This is a genomic window from Gracilibacillus halotolerans (assembly GCF_014206945.1).
Classification (GTDB): Bacteria; Bacillota; Bacilli; order Bacillales; family Amphibacillaceae; genus Gracilibacillus; species Gracilibacillus halotolerans.
This window is the reverse complement of the sequence record NZ_JACHON010000001.1, coordinates 229,061-248,098: the sequence shown is the minus strand read 5'-3', so window position 1 is coordinate 248,098 and position 19,038 is coordinate 229,061. Positions and strand designations below refer to the sequence as shown.

The 19,038-nt window shown below is 36.6% G+C and carries 15 protein-coding genes; all 15 read right to left on the bottom strand.

Annotated features, from left to right (window positions below):
- Position 1: 1 nt before the first annotated feature.
- Complete coding sequence (locus GGQ92_RS16505; RefSeq protein WP_184243759.1) at positions 2 to 1,225, bottom strand: insulinase family protein; 1,224 nt, start codon at positions 1,223 to 1,225, stop codon at positions 2 to 4.
- A gap of 166 nt (positions 1,226 to 1,391) precedes the next feature.
- Positions 1,392 to 3,497, bottom strand: a complete 2,106-nt coding sequence (pnp, locus tag GGQ92_RS01260; protein WP_184243757.1) for a polyribonucleotide nucleotidyltransferase — start codon at positions 3,495 to 3,497, stop codon at positions 1,392 to 1,394.
- A gap of 282 nt (positions 3,498 to 3,779) precedes the next feature.
- Positions 3,780 to 4,049 carry a 30S ribosomal protein S15 gene (rpsO, locus tag GGQ92_RS01255; RefSeq protein WP_184243755.1) on the bottom strand — a complete coding sequence of 90 codons (270 nt, stop codon included), beginning with the start codon at positions 4,047 to 4,049 and terminating at the stop codon, positions 3,780 to 3,782.
- 146 nt (positions 4,050 to 4,195) lie between these two features.
- On the bottom strand, positions 4,196 to 5,146 hold the full coding sequence (locus tag GGQ92_RS01250; RefSeq protein WP_184243753.1) for a bifunctional riboflavin kinase/FAD synthetase: 951 nt from the start codon (positions 5,144 to 5,146) through the stop codon (positions 4,196 to 4,198).
- A 100-nt stretch (positions 5,147 to 5,246) separates the two neighbouring features.
- Complete coding sequence (truB, locus tag GGQ92_RS01245; RefSeq protein ID WP_184243751.1) at positions 5,247 to 6,143, bottom strand: tRNA pseudouridine(55) synthase TruB; 897 nt, start codon at positions 6,141 to 6,143, stop codon at positions 5,247 to 5,249.
- A 162-nt stretch (positions 6,144 to 6,305) separates the two neighbouring features.
- Positions 6,306 to 6,662: a 30S ribosome-binding factor RbfA gene (rbfA, locus tag GGQ92_RS01240; RefSeq protein WP_184243748.1), complete on the bottom strand. Its 357-nt coding sequence runs from the start codon at positions 6,660 to 6,662 to the stop codon at positions 6,306 to 6,308.
- 35 nt (positions 6,663 to 6,697) lie between these two features.
- Positions 6,698 to 6,976: a DUF503 domain-containing protein gene (locus GGQ92_RS01235; RefSeq protein ID WP_184243746.1), complete on the bottom strand. Its 279-nt coding sequence runs from the start codon at positions 6,974 to 6,976 to the stop codon at positions 6,698 to 6,700.
- Positions 6,976 to 9,069 (bottom strand): translation initiation factor IF-2, encoded by a 2,094-nt coding sequence (gene infB / locus GGQ92_RS01230; protein ID WP_184243744.1) that lies wholly within the window; start codon positions 9,067 to 9,069, stop codon positions 6,976 to 6,978. Before infB ends, GGQ92_RS01235 begins: the two co-directional genes overlap by 1 nt.
- A 4-nt stretch (positions 9,070 to 9,073) precedes the next feature.
- Positions 9,074 to 9,388 (bottom strand): YlxQ family RNA-binding protein, encoded by a 315-nt coding sequence (locus GGQ92_RS01225; RefSeq protein ID WP_184243742.1) that lies wholly within the window; start codon positions 9,386 to 9,388, stop codon positions 9,074 to 9,076.
- Positions 9,388 to 9,657 (bottom strand): RNase P modulator RnpM, encoded by a 270-nt coding sequence (gene rnpM, locus GGQ92_RS01220; RefSeq protein WP_184243739.1) that lies wholly within the window; start codon positions 9,655 to 9,657, stop codon positions 9,388 to 9,390. The genes GGQ92_RS01225 and rnpM overlap by 1 nt, the downstream gene beginning before the upstream one ends.
- 16 nt (positions 9,658 to 9,673) lie before the next feature.
- Complete coding sequence (nusA, locus tag GGQ92_RS01215; RefSeq protein ID WP_184243737.1) at positions 9,674 to 10,816, bottom strand: transcription termination factor NusA; 1,143 nt, start codon at positions 10,814 to 10,816, stop codon at positions 9,674 to 9,676.
- A gap of 14 nt (positions 10,817 to 10,830) precedes the next feature.
- A complete protein-coding gene (gene rimP, locus GGQ92_RS01210; protein ID WP_184243735.1) occupies positions 10,831 to 11,301 on the bottom strand; it encodes a ribosome maturation factor RimP in 471 nt (156 codons plus the stop codon).
- Between the two features lie 375 nt (positions 11,302 to 11,676).
- A complete protein-coding gene (locus GGQ92_RS01205) occupies positions 11,677 to 15,960 on the bottom strand; it encodes a PolC-type DNA polymerase III (protein WP_184243733.1) in 4,284 nt (1,427 codons plus the stop codon).
- 92 nt (positions 15,961 to 16,052) lie between these two features.
- Complete coding sequence (locus GGQ92_RS01200; protein ID WP_184243731.1) at positions 16,053 to 17,750, bottom strand: proline--tRNA ligase; 1,698 nt, start codon at positions 17,748 to 17,750, stop codon at positions 16,053 to 16,055.
- Between the two features lie 15 nt (positions 17,751 to 17,765).
- Complete coding sequence (rseP, locus tag GGQ92_RS01195; RefSeq protein WP_184243729.1) at positions 17,766 to 19,022, bottom strand: RIP metalloprotease RseP; 1,257 nt, start codon at positions 19,020 to 19,022, stop codon at positions 17,766 to 17,768.
- Positions 19,023 to 19,038 lie beyond the last annotated feature (16 nt).

Here is a 19,038-nt window from a genome sequence, read left to right as displayed (position 1 = left end):
CTCACTTTTCAGGTAAGATGATAGCCTTTGCCGGCTCTTGTTCACTTATTCTAGCAATCATTCTCTCCAAATCTTCTCGTGTTACCTGCTCTATATACTCCAATTCTTCATTAACAGATAATACATTTCCATATAACCATTCATTACTTGCATTTCTACTCATCTTACTCGTCGTACCTTCTAATCCTAATAGAAGCAATCCTTTTAACTGCTCTTTACTTCTGTTGAGCTCAGCATCCGACACTCCGTCAATACTCATCTCTTTGATAATAGATAATATTTGGTCTTCAGCTTTATCTATCATGGCATATGATGTCCCCGCATATATCGTAAGAAGACCACTATCTTCATAACTATTATGGAAGGAGTAGATGGAATAAGCCATACCTTGTTTCTCTCTTATTTCTTGGAACAGCCTTGAGCTCATGCCTCCTCCTAATAGGTTATTCATCATCACCATGGAATAATAATCTTTATCCTTTGAGGATAGACCTTCAAAACCAAATGCTAGATGCGCCTGTTCAATTGCTTTTTCTTCTGAATACATACCTTGGTGGAAAATTGGTTGTTGTAAAGTAAGAGACGGAATTGTCGATTTACTTTCTAAATGCATGAAATGCTGACTAACTTCTTCCAAAAAATCACTGTTTGCATTTCCTGCAATAGAAATTACAATGTTATGTGGAACATAGTATTTTTCCATATAGTGGAGCAAATCGTCTCTTGTAATAGCTTCTATATTTTCCTCATTTCCTAATATTGGTTGTGCTAGTGGATGGTCTCTAAAACTAATGGCAGAAAGATAATCATGTATAATATCGTCTGGTATATCGTTTGTCATATGTATTTCTTCCAGGATTACTTTTTTCTCTCGTTCTAATTCTACTGGATCGAACAACGAATCAAGTACCATATCTGCTAATATGTCCATAGCAATAGATTGATGGGTATCTAATACCTTCGCATATAAACATGTATATTCTTTACTTGTAAAGGCATTTACTTCTCCACCAATTGCATCAAAAGCTTCTGCGATATCTTGCGCATTTCGTTTTGTCGTCCCTTTAAATAGCATATGTTCGATAAAATGAGATATACCGTTTTCTTCTTTCGTTTCAAATCTTGAACCAGTTTTGATCCAAATACCAATCGTTACGGAACGAACAGTAGGAATCTCTTCTAAAATAATACGTAAACCGTTGTCTAATGTTTTTCGTTGAATCACGTAGTTCCCTCCAAATTACCTATAACATGTCAGTACAAATCTCAAACTTGCCCTATCCAAATAAGTTAGGTTGCTTGAGTCAACTGTGTATATAGTCTGTATATACGTTTTCTCTTAAAATTAAAAAAGAAACTGGCTATCCAGCTTCTTTTATCGAAAGAATTACTTACTCACTTTTCTTCTGTTCTGCTAATACAGCTTTTCGAGAAAGATTAACTCTACCTTGTCGATCAATTTCTTTTACTTTTACCATTATTTGATCACCAATTTTAACAACATCCTCAACCTTACCTACTCGTTCTTCTGCAAGTTCAGAAATGTGAACAAGTCCTTCTTTTCCTTTAAACAATTCTACAAAAGCGCCAAATTTTTCGATTCGTTTAACAGTTCCTAAATACATCTGACCTGCTTCCACTTCACGGACTAAATCTTCGATAATTTTTTGAGCTTTTTTGTTCATTTCCATTTCAGGTGAAGATATGAAGATATGACCATCTTGCTCAATATCGATTTTTACGCCAGTTTCATCGATAATTTGATTAATTTGCTTACCACTTGGCCCAATAACATCACGGATTTTGTCTGGATTAATAGACATCGTAAGAATCTTAGGCGCGTAATGAGAAAGCTCCTCACGTGGTTGTTGAATCGTTTCTAACATATGTGATAATATATGCATTCTTCCGGTCCTAGCCTGCATTAAAGCTTCTTCTAAGATTTCCCTTGATAGACCATCGATTTTAATATCCATTTGCAATGCCGTTACACCATTTTCAGTTCCAGCAACTTTAAAGTCCATATCACCTAAGAAATCTTCCATTCCTTGGATATCTGTTAAGATGGTATAGTCATCACCTGATTTAACAAGACCCATTGCAATTCCAGCTACAGGTGCTTTAATAGGTACCCCTGCATCCATCATCGCTAATGTACTCGCACAAATACTTGCTTGTGAAGTAGAACCATTTGATTCTAACACTTCTGAAACAAGTCTTATTGTATATGGAAAATCACTTTCGTTTGGTATAACTACTTCTAAAGCACGCTCTCCTAATGCACCATGTCCGATTTCTCTACGACCAGGACCTCTAATTGGGCCTGTCTCACCTACACTAAAAGAAGGGAAGTTGTAATGGTGCATAAATCGTTTGGATTCTTCTGTATCCAATCCGTCTAAAATTTGAACATCTCCTAATGCGCCTAATGTACAAATGCTTAATGCTTGAGTTTGACCGCGTGTGAATAGGCCAGAACCATGTGTTCTTGGTAGAACACCAACTCGTGATGATAATGGTCGAACTTTATCAGGCTTACGACCATCTGGACGAATTTTTTCTTTCGTAATGAGACGACGAACTTCCTCTTTAACGATTACGTCTAATATATTTTCAACTTGTTTAATATCGGTATCTTCTGTCTCTTGTTCCTCATAGCTAGCTATAACATCTTTTTTCACTTCGTTAATTGCTTCTTCTCTAGCATGTTTTTCTTGTACTTGAATAGCTTTTACTAAAGCCTCTTTTGCTTTAGCTTCTACTTCTTCAACAAGAGAAGGTTCTAATTCGAATAATTGTACTTCCATTTTTTCTGGTTGAAGTGCTGCAACAATTTCTTCCTGGAAGGCAACTAATCGCTTAATTTCTTCATGGCCATACATAATTGCTTCTAGCATAACTTCTTCAGAAACTTCTTTTGCTCCAGCTTCAACCATGTTAATAGCATCTTTTGTTCCTGCTACAGTTAAATCAATATCACTTTTTTCTCGTTGCTCTAGTGATGGATTTATAATGAATTTTCCATCTACTCTTCCAACTACTACTCCTGCAATCGGGCCACTGAAAGGTATGTCAGAAATGGAAAGTGCAATTGAGGAACCAATCATAGCAGCAATTTCAGAGTTTAGATTTTGATCTACACTCATTACAGTACTGATTACTTGCACTTCGTTACGAAAGCCATCTGGGAAAAGCGGGCGGATAGGACGATCAATTAAACGAGAAGCCAATATTGCTTTTTCACTCGGTCTTCCTTCACGCTTAATAAAACCACCTGGGATTTTACCAACCGCATATAGACGCTCTTCATAATTCACCGTTAATGGAAAGAACGGTAAATCTTTTGGCTCTTTAGATGCTGTAGCTGTAGAAAGAACAGCCGTATCACCATAATAAATCATACATGCGCCATTCGCCTGTTTCGCCAATTCACCTATCTCCACACGAAATGACTGTCCATTTATTTCCGTTGTAAAAATTTTCTTTTCATCTACCATATTTACTTGTACTCCTCTCGAAAACAACCATATCAGTTGATTCTTCTGCATCTATTTTAGCATGTAAATGCAGCTTATGTAACTAATTCTATCACTCGAATAGATAAGTAATTAAATAAGGGACCTTTCCTTTACTTAAACACACATTAGGAATCGGCAAAGATATCTCTATGAATGATGTTCCCTATCAGTATTTACTAAAAACTATGTATTTATAAATGGTTTTACTAATTTATATTTTCATACAGAAAAAGCGGGATAATTCCCGCTTTTTCTAAAGTATTATCTACGTAGACCTAATTTTCCAATCAAGTCACGGTAACGTGTAACATCTTTATCACGAAGGTAGTTAAGTAAATGACGACGTCTACCTACCATTTTTAAAAGTCCACGACGTGAATGGTGATCCTTTTTGTGTTCACGTAAATGATTATTCAAATTGTTGATTTCCTCAGTAAGGACAGCGATTTGAACTTCTGGAGATCCAGTATCATTCTCATGAGTTTTGAATTCATTAATTAGTTCATTTTTACGCTCTTTTGTGATTGCCATCCTTTTCACCTCCTAAAAATTTGTAAAACCCCTATCCCCTAGCAATCGTCGGAGACTCGTAATGCCAAGCGGACGGTTTTTCCTTTATTAGATTACACGTAATTCGTTAAAATTGCAAGTATATTATAATTAAGAGAATAAAAATATCACTTACTACCTATATTTTTAAAAAATTCACGAGTTTGTCTTTCGTCTTCTTCTAATTGCTCAATTAGCGCATCTACACTTGTGAATTTAACTTCATCCCTCATATATTTCTTCCAATATACATGTATTGGCTTACCGTATATGTCATCTTGAAATTCAAAAAGATTGACTTCAATTCTTATAATGTTTTTATCATCTTTGAAAGTAGGGTTATAACCAATACTAGCCATCCCTTTATAAAACTCTTCATTCACTTTAACTTCAACAGCATAGATCCCTATTTTTGGAATGATATAATCATTGTTTTGGTTAATATTCGCAGTTGGATAGCCAATCTCTCGCCCACGTTTATCGCCATGAACGACTTCTCCTACTGTTTCATATGGTCTTCCGAGTAATCGCTCAACTTCTTGTAAATCTCCATGTGCTAAGCATTCGCGAATACGAGTTGAGCTAATTTTCTCGTTCTCTTGGTCTTGCTTCGAAATTACATCGTAACGTATGTTTTTTGGAAGGTAATCAGAAATATTATTCATATTCCCTGCTCCCTTATGACCAAACGTAAAGTCAAATCCTGCAACAATATGTACAATATTTAACCGATCTATAAATTGATCCAGAAATTGATTAGGTAGAAGCTTGGATAGCTCCTTATCAAATCGAACAATGTATAAAATATCAACACCTAGTTGTTCCATTAAAGCTATTTTGTGATCCAATGGTGTAATATATTGGACATCTGTTTTATCCTTTTGCAATACAACCGATGGATGAGGGTCAAAAAACATAACAGAAGAATATATATTTTGCTTTTTAGCGATGTCTACTGCTTTACGTATTACCGTTTGATGGCCTAAATGGACCCCATCGAAAAAACCAATCGCCGCTACAGATTCTGGTTGTGTTTCTTTTGTTAATGTGTGAGGATGATGCAAAGATACAACTTTCATCCACTCACCTCCTCGATTAGTGTGTGAAGACTTATTTTATCACTTATTATACATTAGTAGATCGCATTTTTATTAGCTAAAGACTCTACTTAGTGCGCATTTAAGTAAAAACTCTTACCGGTTTAATCTCTTCTTGATTTTCATGATATTCATAGATGGCTAACAGTTCGCCCTGATGTTCGACTCGAAATTTTGGTGTAATTAAGCGTCGAGCAGGTATCCTTAACTTCTGTCCAAACGATACTCTCTGCTTCATTTCTTCATCAACGGATAAAACATCTAAGTGGGATACTCCTGTAACCAATGGAAGCACATGTTTTGGTATGTCTTCTATGTCCATTGTTAACAAAGTATCAAGTGGTATAGTATCTTCTCGCTCAAAATAACCACTCTTCGTTCGGATAAGTTTTTTCATGTGAGCAGGATATCCAAGAACTGCTCCTATATCTTTACATAATGTACGAATATAGGTACCTTTGGAGCACTCCACTTCGAAAGTAATCGTTTGTTGTTGAGTATTTTCATCGTAGTTAGTTTCGATAAAATTTATAGTATGTATACGAATCGTACGTTTTGGTCTTTCTACTTCTATATTTTGACGCGCATATTCATATAACTTTTTACCGTTTACTTTTACTGCTGAATAGAGAGGAACAACTTGTTCTACCTCACCTTCAAAATCAGCGATTACCTCTTTAATTTTTTCTTTATTCAATGGTTGCTTTACCTCTTTGGTCTCAATTGTTACCCCTGTTTGATCTTCTGTATCAGTTGCCTTTCCTAGACAGAGGGTTGCTTTATACATTTTATCCGTATCCGTTAGAAATGGCACAATCTTGGTACCTTTTCCTAAACAGAGAGGTAAAACACCTTCTACTTCTGGGTCAAGCGTTCCAGTATGCCCAACTTTTTTCATTCGTAAATGTTTTCTAACTTTAAAAACACAATCGTGTGAAGTCATACCAATTGGTTTCCAGATTGGAAGAATACCATCCATTACTAATCCCTCTCTTTACGTAGCTAGACATTAAGAAAAGCGCAGGCTCCTCGGTCATCCCTGACAAGCGCATGAGCTTGAAATAGACTCTTCATCAGAATTTTCTATTTCCTTATACTATTAGAAAACCCTTGTTTCCGAAGAAGACAAGGGTTTTCCAATCTATTCGCCATCTGTTTTATCATTCAGCTGTCTTAGAAGGGTTTCGATCCGGTTACCTTGCTCTATTGATTCATCCATATCAAAAGAAAGCTCTGGTGTCTTGCGAAGTCTAATTCGCTTGCCAATTTCCGAACGAATAAATCCCTTTGCTTTCGCTAAACCAATCAGTGTATCCTGACGCTCTTCTTCATTTCCGAGCACTGAAATATATATCTTTGCCTGTTGTAAATCGCCTGTTACTTCAACATCCGTAATCGTAACAAATCCAACGCGTGGATCTTTTATTTTACGAGTGATGATATCGCCAAGCTCTTTTTTCATTTGTTCTGCTACACGATGTGCTCTCAATTGACTCAACAGTCTTCACCTCTTATTTAGGTAACGATTGCTGCTCATCGTTCCTCTATATGTGTAAGCGTTCGTTCTACTTCTGTAAACGTGTCGATTCGTTCAATAATTTGGTCGATTACTTTTCGACTTATTTCTAAAGATTGAGATATGGTTACAATCCCAATTTTTGACCGTTGCCACAAATCTTGATAATCAATCTCTGCAAAGGCAATGTTCCAATCCTTCTTTAATTGATTTCTTAATCTGGCTAAAACCGATCTTTTGTCCTTTAGGGAGTGACAATCATAGAGAAAGATTTCAATCTCCGCATAAATAATCATTATGCTTTAATTTCCTCCATAATATAGGCTTCGATTATGTCGCCTTCCTTAATATCGTTGTAGTTTTTAATAGTAATACCACATTCATAGTTCTGTGCTACTTCTTTTACATCATCCTTAAAACGTCTCAACGTATCAAGTTCTCCTTCATAAATAACAACACCATCACGGATAAGTCGAATTCCTGAATCTCGTGTAATTTTACCATCTGTTACATAAGAACCAGCAATTGTACCAATTTTAGAAACTTTAAATATTTCCCTTACTTCCACTTGACCAATAACTTTTTCTTCATACTCTGGATCCAGCATACCTTTCATCGCTGCTTCCATTTCTTCGATTGCCTTATAAATGATTCGGTGTAAACGGATATCTACTTTTTCAGATTCTGCAACCTTTTTGGCATTTGCGTCAGGTCTCACATTATACCCAATGACAATTGCGTTAGAGGCAGATGCAAGAATGATATCTGATTCTTTAATTGCTCCAACACCAGTATGAATAATATTGATTTTGACACCTTCTACATCTATTTTCTTAAGAGAAGCCGCTAGTGCCTCAACAGATCCTTGTACATCTGCTTTAATAATTACATTAATATCCTTAATTTCACCTTGTTTAATTTGGTCAAATAAGTCATCAAGGCTTACACGTGATTGATCTCCACGCTTTACCTCAATCTCTCTTTGCTCGCGCATTTCACCAATTTGACGCGCCTTCTTTTCATCGGAGAATACGACAAATTGATCTCCAGCTGAAGGAACGTCATTCAACCCTGTAATTTCCACTGGTGTACATGGTCCAGCTGAGTCAATACGTTGTCCTGTATCATTAACCATAGCTCGTACACGACCGAACGTATTACCTACTACAATCGGATCTCCGATTTTCAATGTACCATTTTGTACGAGTAGGGACGTTACAGAACCGCGTCCTTTGTCTAACTGAGCATCAATAACCGTACCATTTGCACGTCGATTTGGATTTGCTTTTAACTCCTCTACTTCTGCGACAAGGAGAATCATCTCTAAAAGATCGTCAATTCCTTCACCTTTTAACGCTGATAAAGGTACAAAAATCGTATCGCCACCCCAGTCTTCTGGAATAAGCTCATATTCAGTTAATTCTTGCATAACACGGTCTGGATTAGCTGCTTCTTTATCAATTTTGTTTACAGCAACAATAATTGGAACTTCAGCTGCTTTAGCATGGTTAATAGCTTCTACTGTTTGTGGCATCACACCATCATCTGCTGCTACTACAAGGATTGCAATATCAGTGATTTGCGCACCTCTTGAACGCATACTAGTAAACGCCGCGTGACCTGGTGTATCTAAGAAAGTAATCTTCTTATCATTCGTTTCTACTTGATAGGCACCAATATGCTGAGTAATTCCACCAGCCTCTACATCGGTTACCTTGGATTGACGAATAGAGTCTAGCAATGTTGTTTTCCCATGGTCAACGTGTCCCATAATAGTAACTACAGGTGGTCTCTCTTGAAGCTTTTCTTCATCATCTTCTTCAATATATGCGCTTAAATCCGCTTCATCTACTTCTATTTCAATTTCCACTTCCACATTATAATCAGAACAAATTAGTTCAATCGTATCGTCTTCTAATGTCTCATTTTTAGTTGCCATAACTCCAAGAGCCATTAATTTTTTAATAATTTCAGTCGTTTCTAATCTAAGCTTCTCGGCTAGTTGACCTACAGTTAACGTACCAGAGTACGTTATCTTTGCTGGAATAGAAGGAACAATTGCTTTCTTCTCTTCTTTATTATGTTGCTTAGATTTTTTATGATTATCCGTTCGATTCTTTTGTTTTGACTTATGTTGGTTATTTCTGTGATTACTTGATTGATTATTTCTTTGCTGATTCGTATTCTGATTTTGTTTTTTTGCAGGTGTTGGCTTGTTTTCTTTTTTTGTTTCTGGTTTGTAAACCCCATCCAACTTACTGATCGTATCTGCAGATATAACGGACATGTGATTTTTCACTGGAATATTTAATTCTTGTAATTTTGTTACGATTTCTTTACTTGTTTTGTTAACTTCTTTGGCGTATTCATATACTCGTATTTTTGACATACGTTCACCCCCGATTAGTTTCTCCAAGTAGTGCATTTAATTTCTTAGCAAAACCGCTGTCTTGAATCGAAATTGCAACACGACTTGATTTTCCCACAGCATGTGACAACGTATCACGGTCATCAGCAAACACATATGGAATCTGATAATATTTACATTTATCCGTTAACTTTTTCTTTGTTTGTGGACCAATATCCTTAGCAAGTATGACAAGTTTGGATTGGCCATGTTGAATATCTTTAATGATTTGTTCCTCTCCAAATACACACTTTCCCGCACGATTAGCAAGGCCTAATAAATTTAGATAGCTTCCTGTCATTATTGGTCACCAACTAAAGTTCGAAGCTCATCATATACATGATCTTCTATTTTTATATCTAAGTGTCTTTCTAAAATATTCGTTTGTTGTGCTTTATTTATGACTTCCAAATCTTTGGATAAATAAGCACCACGGCCATTTTTCTTACCTGTCGGGTCTGCAAAAACTTCTCCTTCTTTTGTTTTCACAACCCTAATTAATTGCTTTTTTGGAAACATTTCTTCCGTTACAATACATTTTCTTAAAGGCACTTTTCTTTGTTTTGGCATATGACACAACCTCCCCCTACTTAAATAGATCCTCATCCATTTCTTCGTAAGACGAATCATAGTCCAAATTTTCTTCGATTTCTAATCGTCCTTCTTTTTCATCCGTATCCGATAGTAGACCTTCTTCCATTGCTTCTGTTTCACTTTTGATGTCTATTTTCCATCCTGTCAGTTTCGCTGCAAGTCTAGCATTTTGGCCACGTTTTCCAATCGCTAATGAAAGTTGATAATCCGGAACAATAACCGTTGTCGCTTTATCCTCTTCGTGTACTAGAACTTTCACGACCTTAGATGGGCTTAAAGCATTGGATACATAAACAACCGGATCTTCTGACCATTCCACAATATCAATTTTTTCGCCTTTTAATTCGTCTACAATTGCTTGAACTCTTTGGCCTTTTTGCCCTACACATGAGCCTACCGGATCTACTTCTTCGTCTCTCGCATAAACAGATATTTTAGAACGATCTCCAGCTTCCCTTGCGACGGATTTCACTTCAACTGTCCCATCATAAATTTCAGGAACTTCCATTTCGAATAATCGTTTTAATAATCCTGGATGAGTTCTGGAGACAAAGACATTAGGTCCTTTGCTTGTATTCTCTACTTTAGTAACGTAGACCTTTAGCCTATCGTGAACTTCATATTGTTCTGTTGGCATAATCTCAGTCTGAGGTAGCTTTGCCTCTATTTTACCTAAGTTAATGTATACGAAACGATTATCCATTCGCTGAATCGTACCATTCATAATATCTTCTTCACGATCTACATATTCATTATATATAATACTACGTTCCGCCTCGCGCACACGTTGCGTAACTACTTGCTTAGCTGCTTGAGCTGCAATTCTACCAAAATCCCTTGGGGTTACTTCTTCTTCCACAACATCATCAATCTCGTAAGACTGTGATAATTTCCTAGCATCTTCTAAGGAAATGTGTTGTTGAGAATCTTCTACTTCTTCTACTACTTTCTTTTGAGAGAAGACTCGCATAGATCCACTTTCTTCGTTTAAGTCAACACGAACGTTCGCAGCAGATTTAAAATTCTTTTTATAAGCCGAAATCAGCGCTGCTTCCAAAGCTTCTATAAGTATTTCTTTATCAATACCTTTTTCCTTTTCCAAATAATCCATCGCCTGAAACAATTCTTTGCTCAACAGTTTTTCCCCCTTCAATCAAACGTTACGGCTAGATGCGCTTTCGCGACTTTAGCAAAAGGTATTTCAACTTCCTTTTCTTTTGTCTTATCCTTGTAGGTTAAATAAATAGTGTCGTTTTCAAACTCTTTTATCGTTCCAGTAAATTCCTTCTCTCCACTAATTGGTTCAAATGATTTAATATAGACATATGAACCTACATGTGCCTGGAAATCTTCTTTCTTTTTCAAAGGTCTCTCTACTCCTGGTGAAGAAACTTCTAAGAAATATGCTTCAGTAATTGGGTCAGCTTCATCTAATTTTTCAGATAATTGTTCAGAAACTTTACTACATTCTTCAATGTCTACACCACCAGCCTTGTCAATATAAACACGAAGAAAGGAGTTTGCTCCCTCTTTCTCAAAAACAATATCAACAAGTTCTAAATCCATTTTCGTTAGGATGGGTGTAACTAGTTCTTCTGTATGTTTCGTAATTTTTGACATAAAGAACCTCCTATCTTTCAAATCAAACAATATGAATAATCACTTTTGTTAACACGAGATAGTCTACTGTTTAAGGACCAGCTTAGATTTAAGTACATGTAGAAAACATAATGAATCCTGCTGGCATTTTTTCCAATTCTTTTATGTTATCTTTCCCATTAAATAGGAATGATACTCATAATTTGTCGAAAGTAGTTACTATGATAAATCCCTTGCCAAAAAGGCAAGGGATACACTGTGCTCGCATTTAAATAAAGCAAGAAGAAAGAGTGGGTATTCCCCACTCTTTCAACCGCATCCATAACATTCTTAATAGAATATAGCATGACTAGGAAAAAAATGCAACTATTTCCCTTGTTACGGTGCATAATTAACTTAGAAAAGAGATAGTTGATTCTCCTCTTCCATGCCCTCTAGACTACCATGTCCATCTAAATATTCTAGGACAGTCTTGGAAATTCTACTACGTTCTCTTAAATCTTGCTTGGAAAGAAACTCACCTTCTTCTCTAGCCTTTACGATATTTAATGCAGCATTGGTTCCTAAACCATCGATAGCATTAAAAGGTGGAATTAACGAATCACCGTCCACTATAAAATCAGTAGCGGATGATCGATATAAATCTACTTTTTGAAATTTAAAGCCACGTTCGTTCATTTCTAAAGAAAGCTCTAAAACGGTTAGTAAGTTTTTTTCCTTTGGTGAAGCATCGTTACCTTTTTCGTTTATTTCTTTAATTCTATTTCGAATAGCATCTGAACCTTTAACCATTGTATCTAACTCAAAATCGTCAGCTCTTACAGAAAAGTATGCCGCATAGAAAAATATGGGATGATGGACTTTAAAGTAAGCAATACGAATTGCCATCAAAACATACGCAGCCGCGTGTGCTTTCGGGAACATGTACTTAATTTTTTTACATGATTCAATATACCAATTTGGTACACCGTTCTTTTTCATTTCTTCTTCCCATTCTGGTTGAAGTCCTTTACCTTTACGGACGGATTCCATAATTTTAAATGCAAGCGAAGCTTCTAAGCCCTGATGCATTAGGTAAACCATAATATCATCACGACAACCAATTACGTCTGGTAACTTACATATTCCGTCATTAATTAGTTCTTGAGCGTTCCCCAACCATACATCCGTTCCGTGGCTAAGCCCAGAAATGATCACAAGTTCAGCGAACGTTTTTGGTTTCGTATCCTCTAACATTTGACGAACGAAACGAGTTCCGAATTCCGGCACCCCTAATGTCCCTGTTTTACACATGATTTGTTCTGAGGTTACTCCAAGAACTTCTGGACTAGAGAAAATCTTCATTACTTCCTCGTCATCTGTTGGAATTGTTTGTGGATCAATTCCGCTTAAGTCTTGAAGCATTCGGATTACGGTCGGATCATCATGTCCAAGTATATCTAGTTTTAATAAGTTTTCATCAATTGAATGGAAATCAAAATGAGTTGTAAGCCATTCAGAATTTCTGTCATCTGCAGGGTACTGAATTGGCGTAAAATCATATATTTCCTTATCTTCAGGTACGACGATAATACCTCCAGGATGCTGACCAGTTGTTCTTTTAGCACCGGTACAACCTTGGACTAGTCGGTCCACTTCAGCTTGTTTTAAGGTTAAATTATTGTCTCCTGCATATCCTTTAACATAACCATAAGCTGTCTTTTCTGCTACTGTACCTATTGTTCCTGCACGGAATACTTTATCTTCTCCAAATAGAACCTTCGTGTAGTTATGCGCGCGTGGCTGATACTCTCCAGAAAAGTTAAGATCAATATCCGGCACCTTGTCCCCTTTAAATCCGAGGAATGTTTCAAAAGGAATATCCTGACCATCCTTTTTATAAGCGGTCTGACATTTCGGACAATCTTTATCTGGTAAATCAAAACCACTACCTACAGATCCATCATTGAAAAACTCACTATGTTTACAATTCGGACAAACATAATGAGGTGGTAGTGGGTTAACCTCTGTAATTTCCGTAAACGTGGCAATTAGAGAAGAACCAACAGATCCACGTGATCCAACTAGGTAACCGTCATCTAACGATTTCTTAACTAACTTTTGCGATATTAAATAAATAACTGCAAACCCATGACCAATAATACTTTTTAGTTCTTTCTCCATACGTTCTTCCACAAGTTGAGGTAACTCTTCCCCGTATACTGATTGAGCAAATTGATAGCTTAAATCTCTAATCTCCTGTTCAGCTCCATCAATAGTAGGTGTATAGAGGTCTTCCTTAACAGGCTTTACCTCTTCAATTTGATCTGCTAATTGGTTCGTATTTGCGATTACAATTTCTCTCGCTTTTTCTTTACCTAAAAAGTGAAATTTCTCTAGCATATCGTTTGTTGTATGGAAAAACGTATTAGGTAATGTTTGGCGACTTAACGGATTTGCATTTTGAGAATTAATCAAGATTTTTCGATAGATGATATCCGTTCGTTCTAGGTGATGCACATTGCCAGTTGCTACACATGGTTTGCCCAATTTATCAGCCAGCTCGACTAGATTTCGTATAATTTCATATAGTTGTGCCTCATTCTGAACAAGTTCTCTATCCATTAAATGAACATAATTTTCAGGTGGCTGTACTTCTATATAGTCATAGAAACGTGCTTTTTCTTCCGCTTGCTCTTTAGATTTTTGCATCATCGTTTCAAAAACTTCACCTTTATCACAAGCTGTACCTACAAGAATACCTTCTCGATATTGCTTTAATTTAGATCTCGGCACCCTGGGAACTCGGTAAAAATAATCGATGTGCGACATAGAGATAAGCTTATAAATATTCTTAATTCCTATATCGTTTACTGCTAGTAACGTAGCATGATATGGTCTAGATCTCTGATAGGCATTCTTTTCACCAGCATGTTCATTTAATTCTACATGGTTGTTGATACCACGTTCATACGCCATATTCATCAATTTCCATAATAAATAGCCTGTCGCTTCAGCATCATAAATAGCTCGGTGGTGCTGGGTGAGTTCGATATCAAGTCTTTTACATAATGTGTTCAATCGATGGTTCTTTAATTCTGGAAGTAAGAATCTTGCTAACTCTAATGTATCTATTACGGGGTTCTTAGCTTCAGATAAACCGATTTTTTTAAATCCTGTATTGATAAAGCCCATATCAAATTCAGCATTATGCGCTACGAGAATATCATCTGCCATCCACTCATGAAAATCTCTTAAAACTTCTTCCACTTCAGGGGCATTTTCTACCATATCATCCGTTATACCTGTTAAGTTAATCGTTGTTTCTGATAATGGGTGATGTGGGTTGGCGAATGATTCGAACCTATCAATAATTTCACCGTCTTTAATTTTGACAGCTGCTAGTTCGATAATCGTGTCGTAAATAGCAGATAAACCTGTAGTTTCCACATCAAAGACCACATAGGTTGCATCTTTCAAACTACGATCGATTTCGTTATACGCAATAGGTACCCCATCATCTACTAAGTTAATTTCAACACCATAAATAACTTTAATTCCATGTTTCTTCGCAGCAGAATACGCTTCTGGAAAGGCTTGAGCAACGGCATGATCCGTTATCGCTATTGCTTTATGTCCCCAAGCTACCGCTTGCTCGATTAATTTTGAAGCAGAAACAACAGAATCCATTTGGCTCATTAGCGTATGGGTATGAAGCTCTACACGCTTTTCTCCATCGGCACCAATATCCTCACGGAAAGTAGATGGCACTTCTTGAATATCTCTTGCCATCATCGTTAATTCATTACTGAAATTGTCGGTTTGTATCGTACCTTTAACTTTTACCCACATGCCTTTCTTCAGCTGACTAAATTTCTCCTCGTCTTGTTCCCCTTTGGAGAAAATTTTAATAAGAAAGGAATCTGTATAATCTGTAATTTTGAATATTAACAATTGTCTTCCTGAACGAAGCTCTCTAATTTCCGCATCAAAAACATAACCTTGAAATACAATACTACGCTCTTCCTCTGTGATCATTTGCATTTCTATCGGTTCTTCTTTAATCGGATAGCCAATCTGAAGAGGTTCTTGTGTATTAACACCCTCTTTTTGGAGTTTTTCCATTTGTTTAAAAGCTTCTTGAACTTTTTGATGATCTTCTTCTTTTTTCATCTGCTCAAATTTTTGAATTTCTTCATGTTGTTCTTCAATGTTAATTGTAATTTTTTTCGGATGTAAGCCTACTTTCTGACAAAAGCTTTGATACTTACCTTGTAGCTCTTTAGAAAATGTTTCCGCTTCTATCGCATTCCCTACAGTTAACATAATATTATTATCGTCATCTAAATAAGCTGCCTTCGTGAGACTCATAAATTTAGGTGATTCCATTTTCAGTTCTGATACGAAAATTTCCCAATAACCGTGCCATTCATCGTCCTTCTCAATATAGTCTTGGACATTCATTTGCCATGAAACTTTAGCAATCGCTGAAAAAGCATTCGTTATTTTCATAGCGAACAGCTGATAAATTTCTGCAGGGAGTCGTTCATGTAAGGTTATATGAAATACCCATTTTCCTTCGTTACGGTATATTTCTAATTTATCTAAGATTGCATCATTAAAATACATTTTTTGAACAGACTCAGGTAATTCTATTTGCTTTAGAAGCAATTCGAGTTTTTCTTTCTTTGTAATAGACATTATACGTTCTCCTCTTCCTTCAATATTTTGATAGAAAGGGAATTCCCTTGTCTAATTGGCTGACAAGGGAATCGGTTTTCATCGTTTTTCACCTAGGCAAAAAATCGTTCTAGGTACTCTGTTAAATCAGTGATGTTCAACTCAAGTTGTTCACCGTTTTCTCGTAGCTTACATTCTACAATTCCTTCTGAAGCTCGTTTACCTACAGTTATGCGTATTGGTAATCCAATTAGTTCACTGTCTGCAAATTTAACACCTGGTCTTTCGGTACGATCATCATACAATACTTCATATCCTTGGTCTGAGAGTTGATTGTATAACTGTTCCGCTAATTCGGCTTGGTCCTCTTTCTTAGGATTTATCGCCACTAAGTGAACATCGAACGGTGTTACAGATTTCGGCCATTGGATACCTTTATCATCATGAAATTGCTCAACAATAGCAGCAACTACACGAGATACCCCAATCCCATAACAACCCATTGTCATTGTTTGCTGTTTTCCCTGCTCATCTAAATAGGATGCACCTAATTTTTCTGCGTAAAGCTTGCCTAATTTAAACACATGACCTACTTCAATACCCTGTGCAAATTTAATCGTACCTTGTCCATCTGGTGATGGGTCACCTTCTTGAATAAAACGGACATCTGCATATTGTGACACTTTAAAATCTCGATCCGGATTCACATTAATATAATGCTTGTCATTTTCATTAGCGCCACAATAGCTGTTCACCATTGCTTGCACAGCTGTATCTGCAATTATTTCGATATTCTCTACACCTACCGGACCTAATGATCCAAAGTCTGCGCCTAAATGTTCCTTTGCTTCTTCTGGCGTAGCTAGCTCTACCTCTGAAGCTTGGTATATATTTTTTAATTTAATATCATTTATTTCATGGTCTCCACGACATAATACGAGTACATAAGCATCGTCTATTTTAAATAATAAAGACTTTATTCCTTTTTCAATAGGAAGTGAAAGAAAGTTTGCAACTTCCTCCATTGTTTTTTGCCCTGGAGTATCAACTTCTTCTCTTTCTTGTATTTCTTCGTCTGATTTTTCGTATGTTACAGATACGGGCGCCATTTCGATATTTGCAGCAAAATTGGAGCGATCAGAATAAGCAATCGTATCTTCACCTATATCGGAAAGAGCCATGAATTCGTGCGTATCTTTTCCTCCCATAGCTCCAGAGTCTGCGATAACAGCACGGAAATTAAGACCTAATCGACTAAAGATATTTGTATATGCTTGGAATACTCTATCATATACTTCGTCAAGGCTCTCTTTAGATGTGTGGAACGAATAGGCATCCTTCATAATAAATTCTCGACCGCGTAGTAGACCAAACCGTGGTCTCTTCTCATCTCTAAACTTAGTCTGGATTTGATAAACGTTTAATGGCAATTTCTTATATGACTTTACTTCATCGCGGACAATGCTAGTAATAATCTCTTCATGTGTCGCTCCTAGCGCAAATTCACGGTCATGTCTGTCGTTCAGTCTCATAAGTTCTGAACCATACGTATACCATCTTCCCGTATCTTTCCAAAGTTCAGATGGTTGAAGTGCTGGCATTAGCATCTCAAAAAATCCTGCTTTCTCCATTTCATCTCTTACAATCGCTTCAACCTTTTTTATCACTTTATTACCTAATGGTAGGTAACTATATACGCCGGAAGCTATCTGTCTCATATAACCTGCTCTAAGAAGCAACTGATGACTCTTAATCTCTGCATCAGACGGTATTTCTTTTAATGTTGGAATCATTGTTTGACTATGTCTCAATTACTTTCACCTCGATTACAAAAATAAACGCTGAATATCATTCCACGTAACGACTAGCATTAAAAGCATCAGTAAAGCAAAACCTATAAAATGTACGACTCCTTCTTTTTGTGGATCAATTGGTTTACCACGAAGAGCCTCTAGACCTACAAATAATAATCTACCACCGTCTAAGGCAGGTAGTGGTAATAGATTGATAATTCCTAAATTCACACTTAATGCTGCTGTCCATGTCAAGAAGTTTAAAAAGCCTGTTTTCACAATTTGATCCGTAGCATCATATATTCCGACAGGACCTGATAACATATCAATCGAAAACTGACCTGTAACAAGTTTACCTAGATTCGTTAATATTAGTGTAGCCCATGTATACGTTTGTTCGAAACTATGAGGAATACTTTTAGCTACAGACTTTTCTAATGCTAAAGTTACACCCACTTGACCTACCGTGCCATCTTCATATTCCATACTAGCTGGAACTACATCTAATTGTAGTGTTTCATCATTTCGTTCAACTGTCATACTGATTTGTTCATCAGGTTTGCTTTGTACAATTTGTTGGAATTCGTTCCATTCGTTAATAGGTGTATCTTCGATAGATAACACTTTATCACCTGGTTGGAATCCTGCTTCTTCAGCAGGACTGTCAGCTACAACATTTCCTATTATAACATCTTCAACAGGTACCCCTTGAACAAGTCCTAAAATAAAGAATAGAACAATCGTTAAAACAAAATTCATAGCTGGACCAGCAAATAATTGAAGCGCTCGTTGACTTTTAGTTTTAGAAGAAAACTGACGGTGATAGGGTGCTATTTGCGTGCGGTTCTCATCCATGATAAAGTCTGCTTTTTCGTCGACTTCGAAGACATATTTTGTTTCTTCGTTGATTTCATATCCCTCAATTATAAGTTGATGGTCTAAATCAATCTTCTCAACTTCAACAACTAGTGCATCAGGATGTCTTGATTTGTTATTCACAATAATTTCTTTCACTTTGCCATTTGGATGGAAAGTCAATCCTATATGTTGACCCGGTTGAATTTCGATAATTTCTGGGTCTTCACCAGCAACTCGGACATAACCACCCATCGGCAATAATCGAACCGTATATAATGTTTCGTTTTTCTTTGTTGCAAATATTTTTGGGCCAAATCCGATAGCAAATTCACGGACAAGCATGCCTGTCTTCTTTGCTACAATGAAATGACCAAATTCATGTACAAAGACAAGTAAACCAAACATTAATATAAAGGCTATAATTGTAACCATTCACTAGCACCCCTTA

What these genes read in the sequence shown, in the direction of transcription:
- pnp (WP_184243757.1), bottom strand. Translation starts at nt 3,497, where the DNA reads ATGGTAGATGAAAAGAAAATTTTTACAACGGAAATAAATGGACAGTCA.
- rpsO (WP_184243755.1), bottom strand. Translation starts at nt 4,049, where the DNA reads ATGGCAATCACAAAAGAGCGTAAAAATGAACTAATTAATGAATTCAAA.
- GGQ92_RS01250 (WP_184243753.1), bottom strand. Translation starts at nt 5,146, where the DNA reads ATGAAAGTTGTATCTTTGCATCATCCTCACACATTAACAAAAGAAACA.
- truB (WP_184243751.1), bottom strand. Translation starts at nt 6,143, where the DNA reads ATGGATGGTATTCTTCCAATCTGGAAACCAATTGGTATGACTTCACAC.
- GGQ92_RS01235 (WP_184243746.1), bottom strand. Translation starts at nt 6,976, where the DNA reads ATGATTATTTATGCGGAGATTGAAATCTTTCTCTATGATTGTCACTCC.
- infB (WP_184243744.1), bottom strand. Translation starts at nt 9,069, where the DNA reads ATGTCAAAAATACGAGTATATGAATACGCCAAAGAAGTTAACAAAACA.
- GGQ92_RS01225 (WP_184243742.1), bottom strand. Translation starts at nt 9,388, where the DNA reads ATGACAGGAAGCTATCTAAATTTATTAGGCCTTGCTAATCGTGCGGGA.
- rnpM (WP_184243739.1), bottom strand. Translation starts at nt 9,657, where the DNA reads ATGCCAAAACAAAGAAAAGTGCCTTTAAGAAAATGTATTGTAACGGAA.
- rimP (WP_184243735.1), bottom strand. Translation starts at nt 11,301, where the DNA reads ATGTCAAAAATTACGAAACATACAGAAGAACTAGTTACACCCATCCTA.
- GGQ92_RS01205 (WP_184243733.1), bottom strand. Translation starts at nt 15,960, where the DNA reads ATGTCTATTACAAAGAAAGAAAAACTCGAATTGCTTCTAAAGCAAATA.
- rseP (WP_184243729.1), bottom strand. Translation starts at nt 19,022, where the DNA reads ATGGTTACAATTATAGCCTTTATATTAATGTTTGGTTTACTTGTCTTT.